Here is a 14,545-nt window from a genome sequence, read left to right as displayed (position 1 = left end):
TGCCCCTCAGTCGAATACAGGATCCTCGGTGCGAGTCCGCTTGAGCTCGAAGAAGTGCGGGTAGGACGCCAGCGCGACCGCCCCGTCCCACACCTTGCCCGCGTCCTCACCGCGCGGAATGCGCGAGAGCACCGGCCCGAAGAACGCGACCCCATTGATGTGAATGGTCGGCGTGCCGACATCCGGGCCGACCTTGTCCATGCCGGCGTGATGCGAGGCCCGCAGCGCCTCGTCGAACTCGGTGCTGTCGGCGGCCGCGGCCAGCGACTCGGGCAGCCCCACCTCGGCCAGCGATTCGGCGATGACCTGGGCCAGCAGTTCGGCGCGCGAGCCGTCCTCCCGCTCGTACTCGGCGCGGCGGTTGTGCAGGCGGGTGCCCATGGCGGTGTAGAGCGGGGCGAGCACCTTGTCGCCGTGCTCCTGCGCGGCGGCGATGGCGACGCGCACCGGAGCCCAGCCGGTGGCGAGCAGCTCGACGTACTGCGGCGGCAGCCCCTCGCGGCCCTCGTTGAGGACCGACAGGCTCATCACGTGGAAGTGCGTCTCGATATCGCGGACCTGCTCGACCTCCAGGATCCAGCGGGAGGTGATCCAGCACCACGGGCACAGCGGATCGAACCAGAAATCGACCCGGTCCTTCTTGGTGTCGCTCACAGGTGAGTCCTTTCACAGTCTTCGACGGCCGGGAGGGCAGCGCTCGGCGCGAGCACAGCGAAGCCGTACTCCATGCGCAACAACCCGGATTGTTGCCGATATTTCCGCGCCGGCCCCGGCGGCCGCGACTAGTGTCGGAATATCGGCCTCGTCGGACGGTCGGCGTCCGGGACGGCCCGCCCCGACCGCGCACGCAGGGAGGTTCGGCATGACCACGTCCAGGTTCGTCATCGCCGGCGGCGGTCTCGCCGCCGCCAAGCTCGCAGAAGCCTTGCACGCCAACGACTTCGACGGCTCGGTGACCCTGATCGGGGCCGAGGAGCACCTGCCCTACGAGCGGCCGCCGCTGTCGAAGGAGCATCTGCTCGGCAAGAAGGCGCTCGCCGATTTCACGACCTATCCCGCGCAGTGGTATCGCGACCACCACGTGGAGGTACTGCCCGGCACCACCGTCACCGCCGTGGATCGCAGCACCAAAACCGTTGCGCTGCCGGACGGTACGACCCTGCCCTACGACAAGCTGGCCCTGGCCACCGGCTCGCGGCCGCGCCTGCTGCGGCTGCCCGGCGCCGACGCCGCCGGCGTGCACGTGCTGCGCACCATCGAGGACTCCGACACCCTGCTGGAACTGTTCGGCGCCGCGCGGCGGCTGGCCGTGATCGGCGCGGGCTGGATCGGGCTGGAGGTGACGGCGGCCGCCCGCACCGCGGGCGTGGAAGTGACTGTGCTGGAAGCGGAGTCGGTGCCGTTGCGCGCCGCCCTCGGCCCGGAGATGGGCGCGGTCTTCGCGCAGCTGCATCGCGATCACGGCGTCGATCTGCGGCTCGGGGTGAAGGTCGGCGAGATCACCACCGCCGACGGCCGCGCCACCGGTGTCCGTCTCGACGACGGCACCCACGTCGAGGCCGACGCGGTGCTGGTGGCGATCGGCGCGCGCCCGAATATCGAACTGGCCGCCGATGCCGGGCTGGCCGTGGGCGGCGGCGTGCTGGTGGACGAGAGCCTGGCCACCAGCGACCCGGACATCGTCGCGGTCGGCGATATCGCCGACCATCAGCACCCGGTGCTGGAGCAGCGAATCCGCGTGGAGCACTGGGCCAACGCGCTCAACCAGCCCGCGGTGGCGGCATTGACGATGCTGGGCCAGCCGGCCGTCTACGACCGTCTGCCCTACTTCTTCACCGACCAGTACGACCTCGGCATGGAGTACACCGGCTATGTCGGGCCCACCCAGCAGGCGCGCGTGGTGGTGCGCGGCGATGTCGGCGCCCGCGAGTTCGTGGCGTACTGGCTCGACCCCGGCGATCGTGTGCTGGCCGGCATGAACGTGAACGTGTGGGATGTGACGGACAAGATCAAGCAGCTGATTCTGAGCGGCGAGCCCGTGCGACCGGACGACCTGTGACCGCCGGACCAAGGAGCCACCCGTGAAATACATGCTGATCAAGACCTGCGGGCCCGCCGCCCACTGCGACACCTTCATCGGCGACTGGACGCCCGAGGAGATCCAGGCGAACATCGACTTCCAGCACGCCCTCGGCGAGCAACTGGCCAAATCCGGCGAGCTCGTCGACGCGCAGGGACTCGCCGATCCGGGGCAGGCCCGCATCGTCATGTCCGACGGGCGTTCCGCCCCGGTCGTCACCGACGGGCCGTTCCCGGAGACCAAGGAATTCCTGGCCGGATACTGGATCGTCGACGTCGACTCGGCCGAGCGGGCCATCGAGATCGCCGCCCAGGCGTCGGCCTCGCCCGGCCCCGGCGGCCGGCCGATCGGCGAGTACATCGAGGTCCGCGCCATCATGGACGCGCCCGCCGTCGATCTCTGATGCCCGACGTCATGCTCGAGGACCTGTTGCGTGAACTCGCACCGCAGGTCCTCGGTGCGCTGGTGCGCCGCACCGGCGATTTCGACGCCGCCGAGGACGCCCTCCAGGAGGCTCTGCTGGCCGCCGCCACCCAGTGGCCGGCCGAGGTTGTGCCCGGCAATCCGCGCGCCTGGCTCATCTCGGTCGCGCACCGGCGGATGATCGACGCCATCCGCTCCGAGGTGTCCCGCCGAAATCGCGAGACTGCCAACGCGATTCGCGATCCGCAAGGGCTGAGCCCCACCGCTTCCGACCCGGCCGACACCGTGGTCGCGGCACTCACGGAGGCCGGACTCTCCGACCTCGCGTCCCCGCCCGGGGGCGTACATTCGGAGGCCGTTGGAATCTCTTCCGGTCATGACGATTCGACCGACGAGGACGACCGCGACGACACACTGACCCTGTTCTTCCTGTGTTGCCACCCAGCGCTGACGCCGGCGAGCGCGATCGCGCTGACCCTGCGGGCGGTCGGCGGCCTCACCACCGAGGAGATCGCGCGAGCGTTCCTGTTGCCGGAACGCACCATGGCGCAACGGATCGCGCGGGCCAAGAAGCGGCTGGCGGCCGAGGCACGGCCGTTCGCGATGCCGGTGGCCGCGAACGGGCAGCGGGGCGAATGGCACGAGCGGCTCGACAATGTGCTGCGGGTGCTCTACCTGATCTACACCGAAGGCCACACCAGCGGCGGCGAGCGACTGCATCGCGGAGACCTGTCGGGTGAGGCGATTCGCCTGGCGCGGGCGCTGTTTCGCGCGCTGCCGGACAATCCCGAGGTCACCGGCCTGCTGGCGCTGCTGCTGCTCACCGACGCACGCCGCGCCGCCCGCACCGGGGAGCACGGCGAGCTGATCCCGCTCGCGGAACAGGATCGCGCCCTGTGGGACCGGGAAATGATCATCGAGGGTGTCCGGCTGGCCACCGCGTCCGTGCGCAGCGGACTCATCGGGCCCTATCAGATCCAGGCCGCCATCGCCGCCCTGCACGCCCAGGCGCTACGGCCCGAGAACACCGACTGGCCTCGAATCCTGTTGCTGTACAACGCCCTCGAACGCCAGGCTCCCAATCCGATGGTCACCCTCAATCGCGCGGTCGCCCTCGCCATGGTCCACGGCCCGCATGCCGGCCTGGACCTCGCCGACACGCTGTCGGAGTCGCTGGCCGGCAGTCACCGGCTCGACGCGGTGCGCGGCCATCTGCACGAAATGGCAGGCGACACGGAGGAAGCCGTCGCGGCGTACACCGCGGCCGCACGCGCCACCACCAGCCTGCCGGAGCGCGACTACCTCACCATTCGCGCCGCCCGGCTCCGCCGCGCCTGACCGTCGCGAATCAGGCGGCGACGGAGGCGCGGAAGGCCGTCGGGCTGATGCCGCGATGGCGTTTGAAGGCGGCCGAGAAGCCGAAAGGGTCCGCGTAGCCGACGGATCCGGCGATCTGGGCGATGGTGAGATCGGTGTCGGTGAGCAGTTCCTCGGCCTCGTCCATGCGGGTCTCGGTGAGGTAGGACAACGGCGGCTGCCCCATGACCGCGGTGAAGCGTTTGGCGAAAAGCGCTCGCGAGACCCGGGCTTCGGCCGCCAGGGAGGCGACCGTCCACGCGTTGCCGGGGGCGGTGTGCATGGCGTGCAGGGCCGGGGCCACGATCGGGTCGGCCAGGCCGCGGAACCAGGTCGGGGCGGCGGGGCCGGCCTGCTCGAACCAGCTGCGCATGGTGCAGACCAGGGTCCAATCCAGGAGCCGGTCCATCATGGCCTGCGATCCCGCGCTCTGATCGACGGCCGCGGCGGCGGCCTGCTCGAACCAGGCGCAGGAGTCCATGTCGTCGTAGACGACCAGTACGGCGGGAAGGGCGCACAGCAGGCGGTCGTGGCGGCGGGTGGAGGTCCGGTACGCACCGACCACCAGGGCGGTGGCGTCCGCCTCGTCGCCCCAGCTGATGCCAGTCAGTTCCGTGTCCCCGCAGTCGGAACCGGCTGTGAAGCAGGCTATCTCGTATTCGGTGGCATCGGCAGGTTCGCCATCTTTCGAGGTCGGATTCGCGGAATCGCTTGAAACCAAGCGAAATTCCGACGGCCCACGCACCAGCGCGGTATCGCCGACCCCGATCGTTCGCCGCTCGCCGCCGGGCAGCAGCAGGGTGCCGCCGCCGCGCAACACGGTGATCATGGTGAGCGGGGCGCGGTCGGCGAAGCGAATGGTCCAGGGCGCGGGCATGACCGCGTGGGTCAGAATCGAGCCTTCGGCGCGAATACCGCTCAGGAGTCTGCTCAGGGGATCCACCCGCTCCAGCGTAGACGAATTCCTATCCAGTGAAGCTTTTCACCCATGGATCGTCCACGGCGCGGCAGGTGTACTGAAGACACCGAACCGACAGATCACCCGACCCCGGGAGGTAATCCCTTGTCGCACAACGATATCGATCAGCAGACCCGAACGGCACTGGTCGTGATCGCACACCACCGGTCCGACTCGCTGACCGCGCACCTCGCCCGCCGGGCCGCCGCCCGGCTCGAACACGCCGGATATCGCATCGACCTGCTCGACCTGCACGCCGAGGGCTTCGACCCGCGGATGACCGTGGCCGATCAACCCGATTGGGGACATCGGGAGAAGACCTACTCCCCCGAGGTCCACGAGCACATGGATCGAATCCTGGCCGCGGACCTCGTGGTCGTGGTCTTCCCGGTCTACTGGGCGAGCACCCCGGCTCTACTCAAGGGCTGGATCGACCGGGTCTGGAACTACGGTTTCGCCTACGGCCGCAGCACACCTCGGCTGGCGGGCAAGCGCATGCTGTGGCTGGGCCTGGCCGGCGCCGCCGCCGACGACCCGCTCATCCCGTTCATGCAGCAAACCCTCGAGGGCCAGCTGAACATGGGAATCGCCTACTACTGCGGCTTCTCGCACTCGGCGGTCGGCCTGCTACCCGACGCGGAGGAGCGCCGCCAGCGCCTCGACGCCGACGGCACACTGCGCATCGAGGCGGCGACCGTCGGGGCGGAGCGCGCGGCCCAGTACGCCGACCTGGAACGCCGAGCCGACGGCTTCGTCACGGATTTCCTTGCCGCCGAGCCTGTTTCAGCCTGAGCGTGCCGAGCCAGTTCAGCCCTGGACGCCGTTCCAGGCGTTGCCGGTGATCATCTCGTAAGCGGCGACGTACTTCTGCCGGGTCACTTCGATAACCTCGGCCGGAATCTCGGGCCCCGGGTACTCCTTGTTCCATCCGGTCGAGGTGGACCAGTCGCGCACGAACTGCTTGTCGAACGACTTCTGGGGGCGGCCGGGCTCGTAGTCGTCGGCGGGCCAGAAGCGCGAGGAGTCGGAGGTCAGCACCTCGTCGCCGACGGTGAGAACGTCACCGTCCCAACCGAGTTCGATCTTCGTGTCGGCGATGATCACGCCGTGCGCGGCCGCGTGGTCCGCGCCGCGCGAGTAGATCTCGAGGGTCAGGTCGCGCAGCTTCTCCGCGACCTCCCTACCCTCCTGGTTCACCACGTCGTCGAAGCTGATCGGCTCGTCGTGGCCCTCGTCGGCCTTGGTGGTCGGGGTGAAGATCGGTTCGGGCAGCTTGTCGCCGTCGCGCAGACCGGGCGGCAGCGCGATGCCCGACACGGTGCCGGAGCGCTGGTATTCGGTCAGTCCGCCGCCGGTCAGGTAGCCGCGCGCGATGCATTCGACCTTGACCATCTTCAGCGGCTTGACCCGCACGCCGCGGCCCGCGAATTCGGCGGGCACGTCGGTGGTGGACAGGATGTGGTTGGGCACATCGGCGAAGAAACCGAACCACCAGTTCGACAGCTGGGTCAGCAAAGCACCCTTGTCCGGGATCGGCGTCGGCAGGACCACGTCGTACACCGACACCCGGTCGGATGCGACCAGGATCAGCGAGTCGCCGTCCTCGTACAGGTCGCGCACCTTACCGGCGTGGATGTGCTTCAACGGTCCTCCTCGTGCTGGGCTGCGGCTGCGGCAGAGCTTACCGACGCGCGTTGCCCGCCTCGACGCCCGGTCACCCGCCCGATCCCCGCGACCTGGCGCGACGGTCCGTGCGGTGCCCCGCCGCGGGCCGACCGGACGTGGCATTGTGGGGAACGTCGTGTCCGCGCCGGGTCGCGAGTGGAGAATTGTTCGGTCCGCTCGAGGTCTCGCGTGGGCACCCCGCAATCCCGCACCGAGCCCTGGGCAGCGCCGCCCGGCGGGCCGGGTGCACCTGCACGGCAGCAGTTCTCCGAGAGCTAAGGAGCCCCCTTGTCCGCACCGAATCTCACCCGCGAGCAGGCGATCGAACGCGCCGCGACGGTCCAGGTGGAGAACTACCGGGTCGAATTGGACCTGACCGGACAGCCCACCGGTGCCGACGAGCCGCGCCGTGAGACCTTCCACACCAAGTCCACGGTGCGCTTCACCGCGACCCCGGGTGCGCAGACCTTCATCGACTTCGTCGGCGCGGGTGTGCGTTCGGCGGTGCTCAACGGTGTCGAACTGGATGTCAGCGGCTACGACGAGGAGCAGGGCCTGACCCTGCCGAATCTGGCCGCCGCCAACGAGCTGGTGATCGAGGCCGACGGCGAGTACTCCAACACCGGTGAGGGCCTGCACCGCTTCGTCGACCCGACGGACGACAAGGTCTACCTGTACTCGCAGTTCGAAACCGCCGACTGCAAGCGCATGTTCGCCTGCTTCGACCAGCCCGACCTCAAGGCCACCTACGACGTCATCGTCACCGCGCCCGAGGACTGGGAGGTCATCTCCAACGGCGCGGTCATCGACACCCACAAGCTCGGCGCCGTGGTCCGCCACACCTTCGCCACCACCCCGCGCATGAGCACCTACCTGGTCGCGCTGATCGCCGGTCCGTACGCGAAATGGACAGACACCTACCGTGATTCGCACGGCGAGATCCCGCTGGGCATCTACTGCCGCGCCTCGCTGGCCGAATTCATGGACCACGAACGACTTTTCACCGAGACCAAACAGGGTTTCGGCTTCTACCACACCAATTTCGGTGTGCCCTATGCCTTCGGCAAGTACGACCAGCTGTTCGTGCCCGAATTCAACGCGGGCGCCATGGAGAACGCGGGCGCGGTCACCTTCCTCGAGGATTACGTCTTCCGCTCCAAGGTGACTCGCGCCTCCTACGAGCGCCGCTGCGAGACCGTGCTGCACGAGATGGCGCACATGTGGTTCGGCGACCTGGTCACCATGAAGTGGTGGGACGACCTGTGGCTCAACGAATCGTTCGCCACCTTCGCCTCGGTGCTGTGCCAGGTGAGCGCGACCGAATACACCAACGCCTGGACCACTTTCGCGAATGTCGAGAAGTCCTGGGCGTACCGGCAGGACCAGCTGCCCTCCACTCACCCGATCGCCGCGGACATCCCGGACCTGGCCGCCGTCGAGGTGAACTTCGACGGAATCACCTACGCCAAGGGCGCTTCCGTACTCAAGCAGCTCGTCGCCTACGTGGGTGAGGAGCCGTTCCTGGCCGGTCTGCGCGACTACTTCACCGAACACGCCTACGGCAACGCCACGTTCGACGATCTGGTCGGCGCGCTGGAGAAGGCGTCCGGCCGTGACCTGTCGGATTGGGGTGCGCAGTGGCTCAAGACCACCGGCCTCAACATCCTGCGGCCCGACTTCACCGTGGACGCGGACGGCAACTTCGCCTCCTTCGCCGTCGTCCAGGAGGGCGCGGCGCCGGGCGCCGGTGAGCGCCGCGTGCACCGCCTGGCCATCGGCGTCTACGACGATCAGGACGGAAAGCTGGTGCGCACCAAGCGCGTCGAGCTCGATATCGATCCGGCCGAGCGCACCGACGTGCCGGAGCTGGTCGGCGTCGGCCGCGGCAAGCTGGTGCTGATCAACGACGACGACCTCACCTACTGCTCGGTTCGTCTCGACGCCGACTCGCTCGACACCGTGGTGGCGCGCATCGCCGATATCGCCGAGCCGCTGCCGCGCACCCTGGCCTGGTCGGCGGCCTGGGAGATGACCCGCCAGGCCGAGATGAAGGCCCGCGACTTCGTGGCGCTGGTGCAGTCCGGCGTCGGCGCGGAAACCGAGATCGGTGTCGTGCAACGACTTCTCATGCAGGCCAATACCGCCCTGGGCGCGTACGCCGACCCGGAATGGGCCGCGGCGCAGGGCTGGCCGGCCTACGCCGACCGTCTGCTGGAGCTGGCGCGCGCCGCCGGTGCGGGCTCCGACCATCAGCTGGCGTTCGTCAACGCGCTCACCGGCTCGGTGCTCTCGGATCAGCACGTGCAGGTGCTGCGGCAGCTGCTCGCCGGTGACGTTGCGGGCGTGGGCCTTTCGGGCCTGACGGTCGACACCGACCTGCGCTGGCGGCTCACCCAGGCCCTCGCCGCGGCCGGGGCCCTCGACGCCGACGGCATCGAAACCCCGCTCATCGACGCGGAATTGGCGCGTGACAACACCGCCGCAGGCCGCCGCCAGGCCGCCGCCGCGTCCACCGCCCGCCCGCAGGCGGCGGTCAAGCAGCAGGCGTGGGACACCGTCATGAACGACGACTCCGTCGCCAACATCACCACCCGCGCCATCGTCACCGGGTTCGCCCCGGCCGGCCAGGCGCAGCTGCTGGCGCCCTATGTGGAGCGCTATTTCGCCGAGATCGCCTCGGTGTGGGAGCGCCGCTCCAGCGAGGTCGCCCAGACCGTCGTGGTCGGCCTCTACCCGCACTGGGCCGTCACCGAGGAGGCGATCGCGGTCGCCGACAAGTTCCTCGCCGGCGACCACCCGCCCGCCCTGCGCCGCCTGGTGGTCGAGGGCAAGGCGGGCATCGAACGCTCCCTGCGCGCCCGCGCCTTCGACCGGTCCTAGCGGTCGGCTGCCGCGACATGGCAGCACCGTCGACGGCGACAGCCCTCCCGTACGCAAAGCGGGAGGGCTGTCGCCGTTGTCACCGGGGCGCGCCCGGAGACGAGTTCGCTACCAGGGCATGCCGTTGCAGCCGGCCCAGTTCGCCGAAATGGTGCACATGGACGTGATGCCCAGCAGCTTCAGCAGGGCGGCGGCCAGGCTGCCGACATCGCTGCCGGTGGAGGTGGCGATGAAGTTCACTGCGATTCCCTCTCTCGAAATTCCCGACCGCACAGGAGATTAGGCGGTGCGATCCCCGGATCGAAGACCGCTGAATCGGTGCCCCGAACTTCCGGGTCGCACCCGCAGCCGCCGCACGCTGCTGTGAGCGGATCCGCTCACAGCAGCGCGGCAGGACTTTCCGGGGTCCGGCGGGGCACCGTGAAAGCATGAGCGACAACAAGATTCCGATGTTCAACTGGCGCACTCGTGAACAGCTCTACGCCCGGCGCGTGGTGGTGCTCGACGGGGCGCTCGACGACGACAACGGCACCCTGCTGATGACCCAGCTGATGGCGCTGGCCGCCGAGGACGCCGAGGCGGGGATCTCGCTGTGGATCCACTCGCCGGGCGGTTCGGTGCCGGCCATGCTCGCCATTCGGGACGTGATGCGGCTGGTGCCGTGCGAGGTCTCCACGCTTGCGCTCGGATTGGCTTGCAGCGCAGGACAATTCCTGCTCTCCTCGGGAACGCCCGGCCGCCGTTTCGCGCTGCCGCACGCCCGCATTCTCATGCATCAGGGCTCGGCGGGCATCGGCGGGAGCGCCGTCGAGGTGGAGGTGCAGGCCGACGATCTGCGCTACACCGTGCAGACCGTGCTGGGGCTCATCGCCGCCGATACCGGGCAGCCCTACGACCAGGTTTTCGAGGACTCGCTGCACGACCGCTGGTTCACCGCCACGCAGGCCCGCGAGTACGGGTTCATCGACCACATCGTGGAGTCCTTCCACCAGGTCATCCCCGAACGCCCGCGATTGGGAATCTCGGCGTAATCCCTTGGGCCACAGATCGTCTCCAGAAGGCACGGCATGACCAGCTACACCATTCCGAACGTGATCGCCCGCGACCCCCGCGGCGAACGCATCATGGACGTCTACTCGCATCTGCTGACCGAGCGCATCGTCTACCTCGGCACCCCCATCGACTCCGGGGTCGCGAACGCCCTCATCGCCCAGCTGCTGCACCTCGACGCGGAGAGCCCCGGGCAGGACATCAACCTCTACATCAACTGCGAGGGCGGTGACCTGTCGGCCATGCTCGCCGTCTACGACACCATGCAGCACATCCAGTCGCCGGTGGTCACCACCTGCGTCGGCCAGGCCATCGCCGTGGGCGCAGTGCTGCTGGCGGGCGGTGCCAAAGGCCGCCGCAATGTCCTCCCGCACGCACGAATCGTGCTGCACCAGCCCGCGATTCGCGGCCAGGGCACCATCCCCGACCTCATCCTGCAAGCCGACGAGATCGTCCGCATCCGCGCCCAGATCGAGAACATCCTCGCCACCCACACCGGCCAATCGGTCGAAACCCTCCGCCGCGACACCGACCGCGACCGCGTCTTCACCCCCGAAGCCGCCCTCGCCTACGGCCTCGCCGACCAAATCCTCGGCCCCCGCTGACCCAGCGACCGGCGGACACCGATTCCGCGGTGTCCGCCAGTAACGGCCCGCGAGAATCACGCGGAACGTCCACCAGCGCAGGCCCACAAGCAGCGAGTGGCTGTCTGCCAGCCCAAGCCCGCAAGGATCAGTGGAATGTCCGCCAGCACAAGCCCGCGAGGATCAAGAAGGGGGACGCCGGCGTGGGCTCGCGGGGATCAGGCAGCGAGGGAGAGGTGGCCGGAGTGGCGGGCGGGGGCGGAGGTTCGTGCGAAGGAGGCGAGTTGGCGGCGGCGCAGTCCTTCGGCGACCTGGAGGGTGAGACCGCCCAGGCTGATGCCCAGCGCGCCCGCGAGGGCGGCGATCATCTCGCTGGAGGGCTCCTTGCGCCCGCGCTCGACTTCCGACAGGTACTGCGGCGAAATCCCCGCCCGCCCAGCGGTTTCCGAAAGCTTCTCCCCCTGCTCGAGCCGCAACGCCCGCAACTGCGCCCCCAGCGCCTCCCGCCACAACGGCTCCCGCTCGACAGTCCGCCGCGTCGGCTCGGAAGTGCGTGGCACAGCCTGCGGCACACCCCGTCCCTCCACAGCCGGAACCGGCGACCCCTGCGGCCGCACCGGCTCCTCGAGTCCACCGGGGATAGCGCGCAAACGCGGATGCTCGGACATACCCCGAGCCTAAATTCCCCCACCCGAATCCCGCGCCCCGATCTGCTCAGAGCGAACTGGCCCCCATCCGTGCGCACTCTTGGGCACTGGGCTCGAGTCTGACCGGCTTGACGGTCGCGAACACGCCGGGCGCGCGCCCACCGAGCACCGCGACCTTGCCGGCGACGGGACCGGGCACTGCGGCCTTGCCTGCAATGGGGCCGGGCTCGTTGTCTGTCGGCAATGGGGCCCCGGGCTCATTGTCTGTCGGTGGGGCGCCGGGCTCATCCCGCGGGGGTTTGGGGGCTGGGCCCCCAAACGTCCCTTGGGGTTTCAGGGGCGAAGCCCCTGGAATCTTGCAGAGCCGCGGCTACACGCGGCCGATGGCCGCAGCCATCACACGCACGGCCGAGACCAGGCCGTCGATCAGCTCACCCTGCCGGAACGAGCTGGTGGCCGCGGTCGCGCCGAGCTGGCAGACGCGGTCGTTGGCACGCTCGGCCACGTCGCGGCCGGAGCGGACCTCGACGGAGCTGGTGTTGGGATCCACCGCGATCAGCACCGAGCGGGCGGCCTCCGGGGTGGACGGGAACAGCGCGTCGACGCCGGCGGCGGAATCCGCGCCCAGGTCACCGATGTAGATGTTGAAGCGCACCTTCGTGGCCCGGGTGGCATCGGTGAGCGCGTTGTCCATGAGCAGCCGCTCGCGGTCGGTGAACGGCACGTCCGCGAACAGATCGCCGGCCTCGTGCACACCGGAGACGCGGCCGCTGACCGTGATCGCGTGGCCGTGGGGTAGGTCGGCCTGGTTCACCGCGGGCCAATTAGAACTTGCCACTTGCCCGGCCTCCGATCAGTTCCGCAGGGGCGGAATCAATTGCCGCATGGGAGCCATGCGAGTCAGCAATGTCGTGGTGGCCGGCGCCGGTCACCTCGTCGGTCGCGCTCCACAGCACCGGAGGCTGGGTCCACTGCTCACCGAGTTCGTAGTGATCCGGCCGCTTGCCCGGCAGCGGCTTGCCGAGGAACGACAATCCGGCGATCACCAGATAGATCGCAACCGGGATGCCGACGTAGATCAGCACTGTCTGGAGAATGCTCACGGCCCAACGGTATCCGATGCCGCATCGACTACTACGACCGGTAAGGGGTAGTGCGACCGTGTCGTGACAATCACCCTTTCAGATCAGCCAGGCCGTGGAGTTCGCCGGAAGTTTCCTGCCGCTGAGGGGCGCGCTGGTCAACAGCACATCCCCGGCCGGCAGCAGAATCGGCGCGTCGGTGGCGTTCAGGACGCACAGCAATCCGCCGTCCCGCCGGAAGGCCAGACACCCCGGCGGGCTCCCGTACCACTCCAGCCCCGGCCCCGCGAATTCCGGCCGCACGGCCCGCAATTCGATCGCCATCCGATACAGCGACAGCATGGAATCCAGCCGCTCCAGCTGGGCCTCCACGGTCAGTCCCGCCCACTGCGGCGGCATCGGCAGCCACGGCGTGCCCGTGGTGAACCCGAACGGCGGCCGATCTCCCTCCCACGGCAGCGGCACCCGGCAGCCGTCCCGGCCGCGCTCGGTGTGCCCGGACCGCTCCCACGTGGGATCCCGCAGGGCTGCCTCGGGCAGGTCGTCCACGTTCGGCAGCCCCAATTCGGCGCCGTTGTAGACGAATACCGCGCCCGGCAGCGCCATCTCCAGCAGGATCATGGCTCGCGCTCGCGCCTGGCCGACGGCCCCGCCGCCATAGCGGGTGACCTCCCGCTCGATGTCGTGATTGGACAGCGTCCAGGTGGGCGAGGCGGCGACCTGGGACACCGCGCGCAGCGAATTGTCGACGGCCTCGCGAATCCGCTCCGGCTCGAAGGCCGTCTGCGCGAGCCGGAAGTTGAAGGCCAGATGCAGCTCGTCGGGCCGGACGTACTCGCCGAAGCGGGTGTTGTCGTGGACCCACACCTCGCCGATGGAGACCGCGTGCGGGTACTCGTTAATGATCTTGCGGATGCCCCGGTGCAGGTCGTGCACACCGGGATTGTTGAAGCGCGGATCGTCGTCGTCGAGGTGCAGCATGTGCGTCGGGATGTGCGCCATATCGGGCAGCCCGTCGGGTTTGGCCATGCCGTGGGCGACATCGAGGCGGAACCCGTCCACGCCGCGATCGAGCCAGAACCGCATGGTTTGCTCGAAATCGGCTGCTACCTCCGGGTTTTCCCAGTTCAGGTCCGGTTGCTCGGCCGCGAACACGTGCAGGTACCACTGCCCGGGTCTTCCGTCCGGTTCGATCACCCGGGTCCATGCCGGACCGCCGAAGATGCTCGGCCAATTGTTCGGCGGCTCAGCACCGTCCGGCCCCCGCCCGTCCCGGAACCAGTAGCGGGCCCGCTCCGGACTCGCCGGCCCGGCGGCCAGCGCGGCCCGGAACCACGGGTGCCGATCGCTGGTGTGGTTGGGCACCAGGTCCATGGTCACCCGCATGTCCCGGTCGTGCGCCTCGGCGATGATCGCGTCCATCGCCGCCATCCCGCCGAAGAGCGGGTCGATATCGCGAGGGTCGGACACGTCGTAGCCGCCGTCGGCCATGGGCGAGCGCATGACCGGGCAGATCCACAGCGCGTCCACCCCGAGAAGTTCGAGATAGCCGAGCTTTTCGCGCAATCCCCCCAGATCGCCCACCCCGTCCCCGTCGGAGTCGGCGAAGGAACGGGGATACACCTGGTAGAACACGGCCGAACGCCACCACGGAGCCTGTCCGGCCCCATCCCCGGCCGCGGCGGAAATATCAGTCACAGCCGTAATGGTGCCAAAACACGGCCATTTCCGGTGGGTCGTCGTGCGGAGTTGTCCAGTTTCAGCAAATGATCAGCGGACGGCTGCGGGCAGCAGGAAACCCGCATGTACGCTGCGGGTTC

15 protein-coding genes are annotated in these 14,545 nt (G+C 69.1%); 7 read left to right on the top strand and 8 right to left on the bottom strand.

Features of this window, described 5'->3' with window-relative positions:
* Positions 1 to 6 precede the first annotated feature (6 nt).
* Positions 7 to 654, bottom strand: coding sequence for a mycothiol-dependent nitroreductase Rv2466c family protein (locus D7D52_RS26800; RefSeq protein WP_120740708.1), 648 nt, complete (start codon positions 652 to 654; stop codon positions 7 to 9).
* 208 nt (positions 655 to 862) lie between these two features.
* Between D7D52_RS26800 and D7D52_RS26795 the strand changes: the two genes are divergently transcribed.
* From D7D52_RS26795 to D7D52_RS26785, 3 genes are read left to right on the top strand one after another with little or no spacing between them, the layout of a single operon-like run.
* The gene (locus tag D7D52_RS26795) at positions 863 to 2,059 is read left to right on the top strand and encodes an NAD(P)/FAD-dependent oxidoreductase (RefSeq protein ID WP_120740705.1); all 1,197 of its coding nucleotides are present in this window, start codon (positions 863 to 865) and stop codon (positions 2,057 to 2,059) included.
* Positions 2,060 to 2,081: 22 nt separating this feature from the next.
* The gene (locus tag D7D52_RS26790) at positions 2,082 to 2,483 is read left to right on the top strand and encodes a YciI family protein (protein WP_120740703.1); all 402 of its coding nucleotides are present in this window, start codon (positions 2,082 to 2,084) and stop codon (positions 2,481 to 2,483) included.
* Complete coding sequence (locus D7D52_RS26785) at positions 2,483 to 3,841, top strand: RNA polymerase sigma factor (RefSeq protein WP_120740701.1); 1,359 nt, start codon at positions 2,483 to 2,485, stop codon at positions 3,839 to 3,841. The genes D7D52_RS26790 and D7D52_RS26785 overlap by 1 nt, the downstream gene beginning before the upstream one ends.
* Before the next feature lie 10 nt (positions 3,842 to 3,851).
* Here D7D52_RS26785 and D7D52_RS26780 read toward each other — a convergent pair whose 3' ends face one another.
* A complete protein-coding gene (locus D7D52_RS26780; protein WP_222932680.1) occupies positions 3,852 to 4,802 on the bottom strand; it encodes an AraC family transcriptional regulator in 951 nt (316 codons plus the stop codon).
* A gap of 120 nt (positions 4,803 to 4,922) precedes the next feature.
* Here D7D52_RS26780 and D7D52_RS26775 point away from each other — a divergent pair, with 120 nt between their 5' ends.
* On the top strand, positions 4,923 to 5,609 hold the full coding sequence (locus D7D52_RS26775) for an NAD(P)H oxidoreductase (protein ID WP_246023308.1): 687 nt from the start codon (positions 4,923 to 4,925) through the stop codon (positions 5,607 to 5,609).
* 15 nt (positions 5,610 to 5,624) lie between these two features.
* On the opposite strand, the gene D7D52_RS26770 is transcribed toward D7D52_RS26775, so the two are convergent.
* Positions 5,625 to 6,461: a phosphoribosylaminoimidazolesuccinocarboxamide synthase gene (locus D7D52_RS26770; protein ID WP_246023307.1), complete on the bottom strand. Its 837-nt coding sequence runs from the start codon at positions 6,459 to 6,461 to the stop codon at positions 5,625 to 5,627.
* A gap of 309 nt (positions 6,462 to 6,770) precedes the next feature.
* Here D7D52_RS26770 and pepN point away from each other — a divergent pair, with 309 nt between their 5' ends.
* Positions 6,771 to 9,362: an aminopeptidase N gene (pepN, locus tag D7D52_RS26765; protein ID WP_120740693.1), complete on the top strand. Its 2,592-nt coding sequence runs from the start codon at positions 6,771 to 6,773 to the stop codon at positions 9,360 to 9,362.
* A gap of 108 nt (positions 9,363 to 9,470) precedes the next feature.
* Here pepN and D7D52_RS39975 read toward each other — a convergent pair whose 3' ends face one another.
* A complete protein-coding gene (locus D7D52_RS39975) occupies positions 9,471 to 9,602 on the bottom strand; it encodes a hypothetical protein (RefSeq protein ID WP_281279130.1) in 132 nt (43 codons plus the stop codon).
* Between the two features lie 188 nt (positions 9,603 to 9,790).
* Here D7D52_RS39975 and D7D52_RS26760 point away from each other — a divergent pair, with 188 nt between their 5' ends.
* A complete protein-coding gene (locus D7D52_RS26760; RefSeq protein ID WP_120740691.1) occupies positions 9,791 to 10,393 on the top strand; it encodes a ClpP family protease in 603 nt (200 codons plus the stop codon).
* 36 nt (positions 10,394 to 10,429) lie between these two features.
* A complete protein-coding gene (locus tag D7D52_RS26755; RefSeq protein ID WP_120740689.1) occupies positions 10,430 to 11,017 on the top strand; it encodes a ClpP family protease in 588 nt (195 codons plus the stop codon).
* Between the two features lie 197 nt (positions 11,018 to 11,214).
* On the opposite strand, the gene D7D52_RS26750 is transcribed toward D7D52_RS26755, so the two are convergent.
* The 4 genes from D7D52_RS26750 to D7D52_RS26735 form a co-directional block, all read right to left on the bottom strand.
* Positions 11,215 to 11,664 (bottom strand): helix-turn-helix domain-containing protein, encoded by a 450-nt coding sequence (locus tag D7D52_RS26750; protein WP_120740687.1) that lies wholly within the window; start codon positions 11,662 to 11,664, stop codon positions 11,215 to 11,217.
* Positions 11,665 to 12,013: 349 nt separating this feature from the next.
* Positions 12,014 to 12,481 (bottom strand): DUF5130 domain-containing protein, encoded by a 468-nt coding sequence (locus D7D52_RS26745; protein ID WP_246023306.1) that lies wholly within the window; start codon positions 12,479 to 12,481, stop codon positions 12,014 to 12,016.
* Positions 12,468 to 12,746 (bottom strand): aa3-type cytochrome oxidase subunit CtaJ, encoded by a 279-nt coding sequence (ctaJ, locus tag D7D52_RS26740; protein WP_120740684.1) that lies wholly within the window; start codon positions 12,744 to 12,746, stop codon positions 12,468 to 12,470. Before ctaJ ends, D7D52_RS26745 begins: the two co-directional genes overlap by 14 nt.
* A 78-nt stretch (positions 12,747 to 12,824) precedes the next feature.
* On the bottom strand, positions 12,825 to 14,423 hold the full coding sequence (locus tag D7D52_RS26735; protein WP_120740683.1) for a glycoside hydrolase family 13 protein: 1,599 nt from the start codon (positions 14,421 to 14,423) through the stop codon (positions 12,825 to 12,827).
* Positions 14,424 to 14,545: the final 122 nt, after the last annotated feature.

The organism is Nocardia yunnanensis, assembly GCF_003626895.1.
GTDB classification, from domain to species: domain Bacteria; phylum Actinomycetota; class Actinomycetes; order Mycobacteriales; family Mycobacteriaceae; genus Nocardia; species Nocardia yunnanensis.
Note: the sequence above shows the minus strand (reverse complement) of the source record. Positions and strands in the feature narration are given on the sequence as shown.

Bases quoted from the DNA above. Each gene is read 5' to 3' on its own strand.
- D7D52_RS26795 (WP_120740705.1), top strand. From the start codon at position 863: ATGACCACGTCCAGGTTCGTCATCGCCGGCGGCGGTCTCGCCGCCGCC.
- D7D52_RS26785 (WP_120740701.1), top strand. From the start codon at position 2,483: ATGCCCGACGTCATGCTCGAGGACCTGTTGCGTGAACTCGCACCGCAG.
- D7D52_RS26760 (WP_120740691.1), top strand. From the start codon at position 9,791: ATGAGCGACAACAAGATTCCGATGTTCAACTGGCGCACTCGTGAACAG.
- D7D52_RS26755 (WP_120740689.1), top strand. From the start codon at position 10,430: ATGACCAGCTACACCATTCCGAACGTGATCGCCCGCGACCCCCGCGGC.
- D7D52_RS26750 (WP_120740687.1), bottom strand. From the start codon at position 11,664: ATGTCCGAGCATCCGCGTTTGCGCGCTATCCCCGGTGGACTCGAGGAG.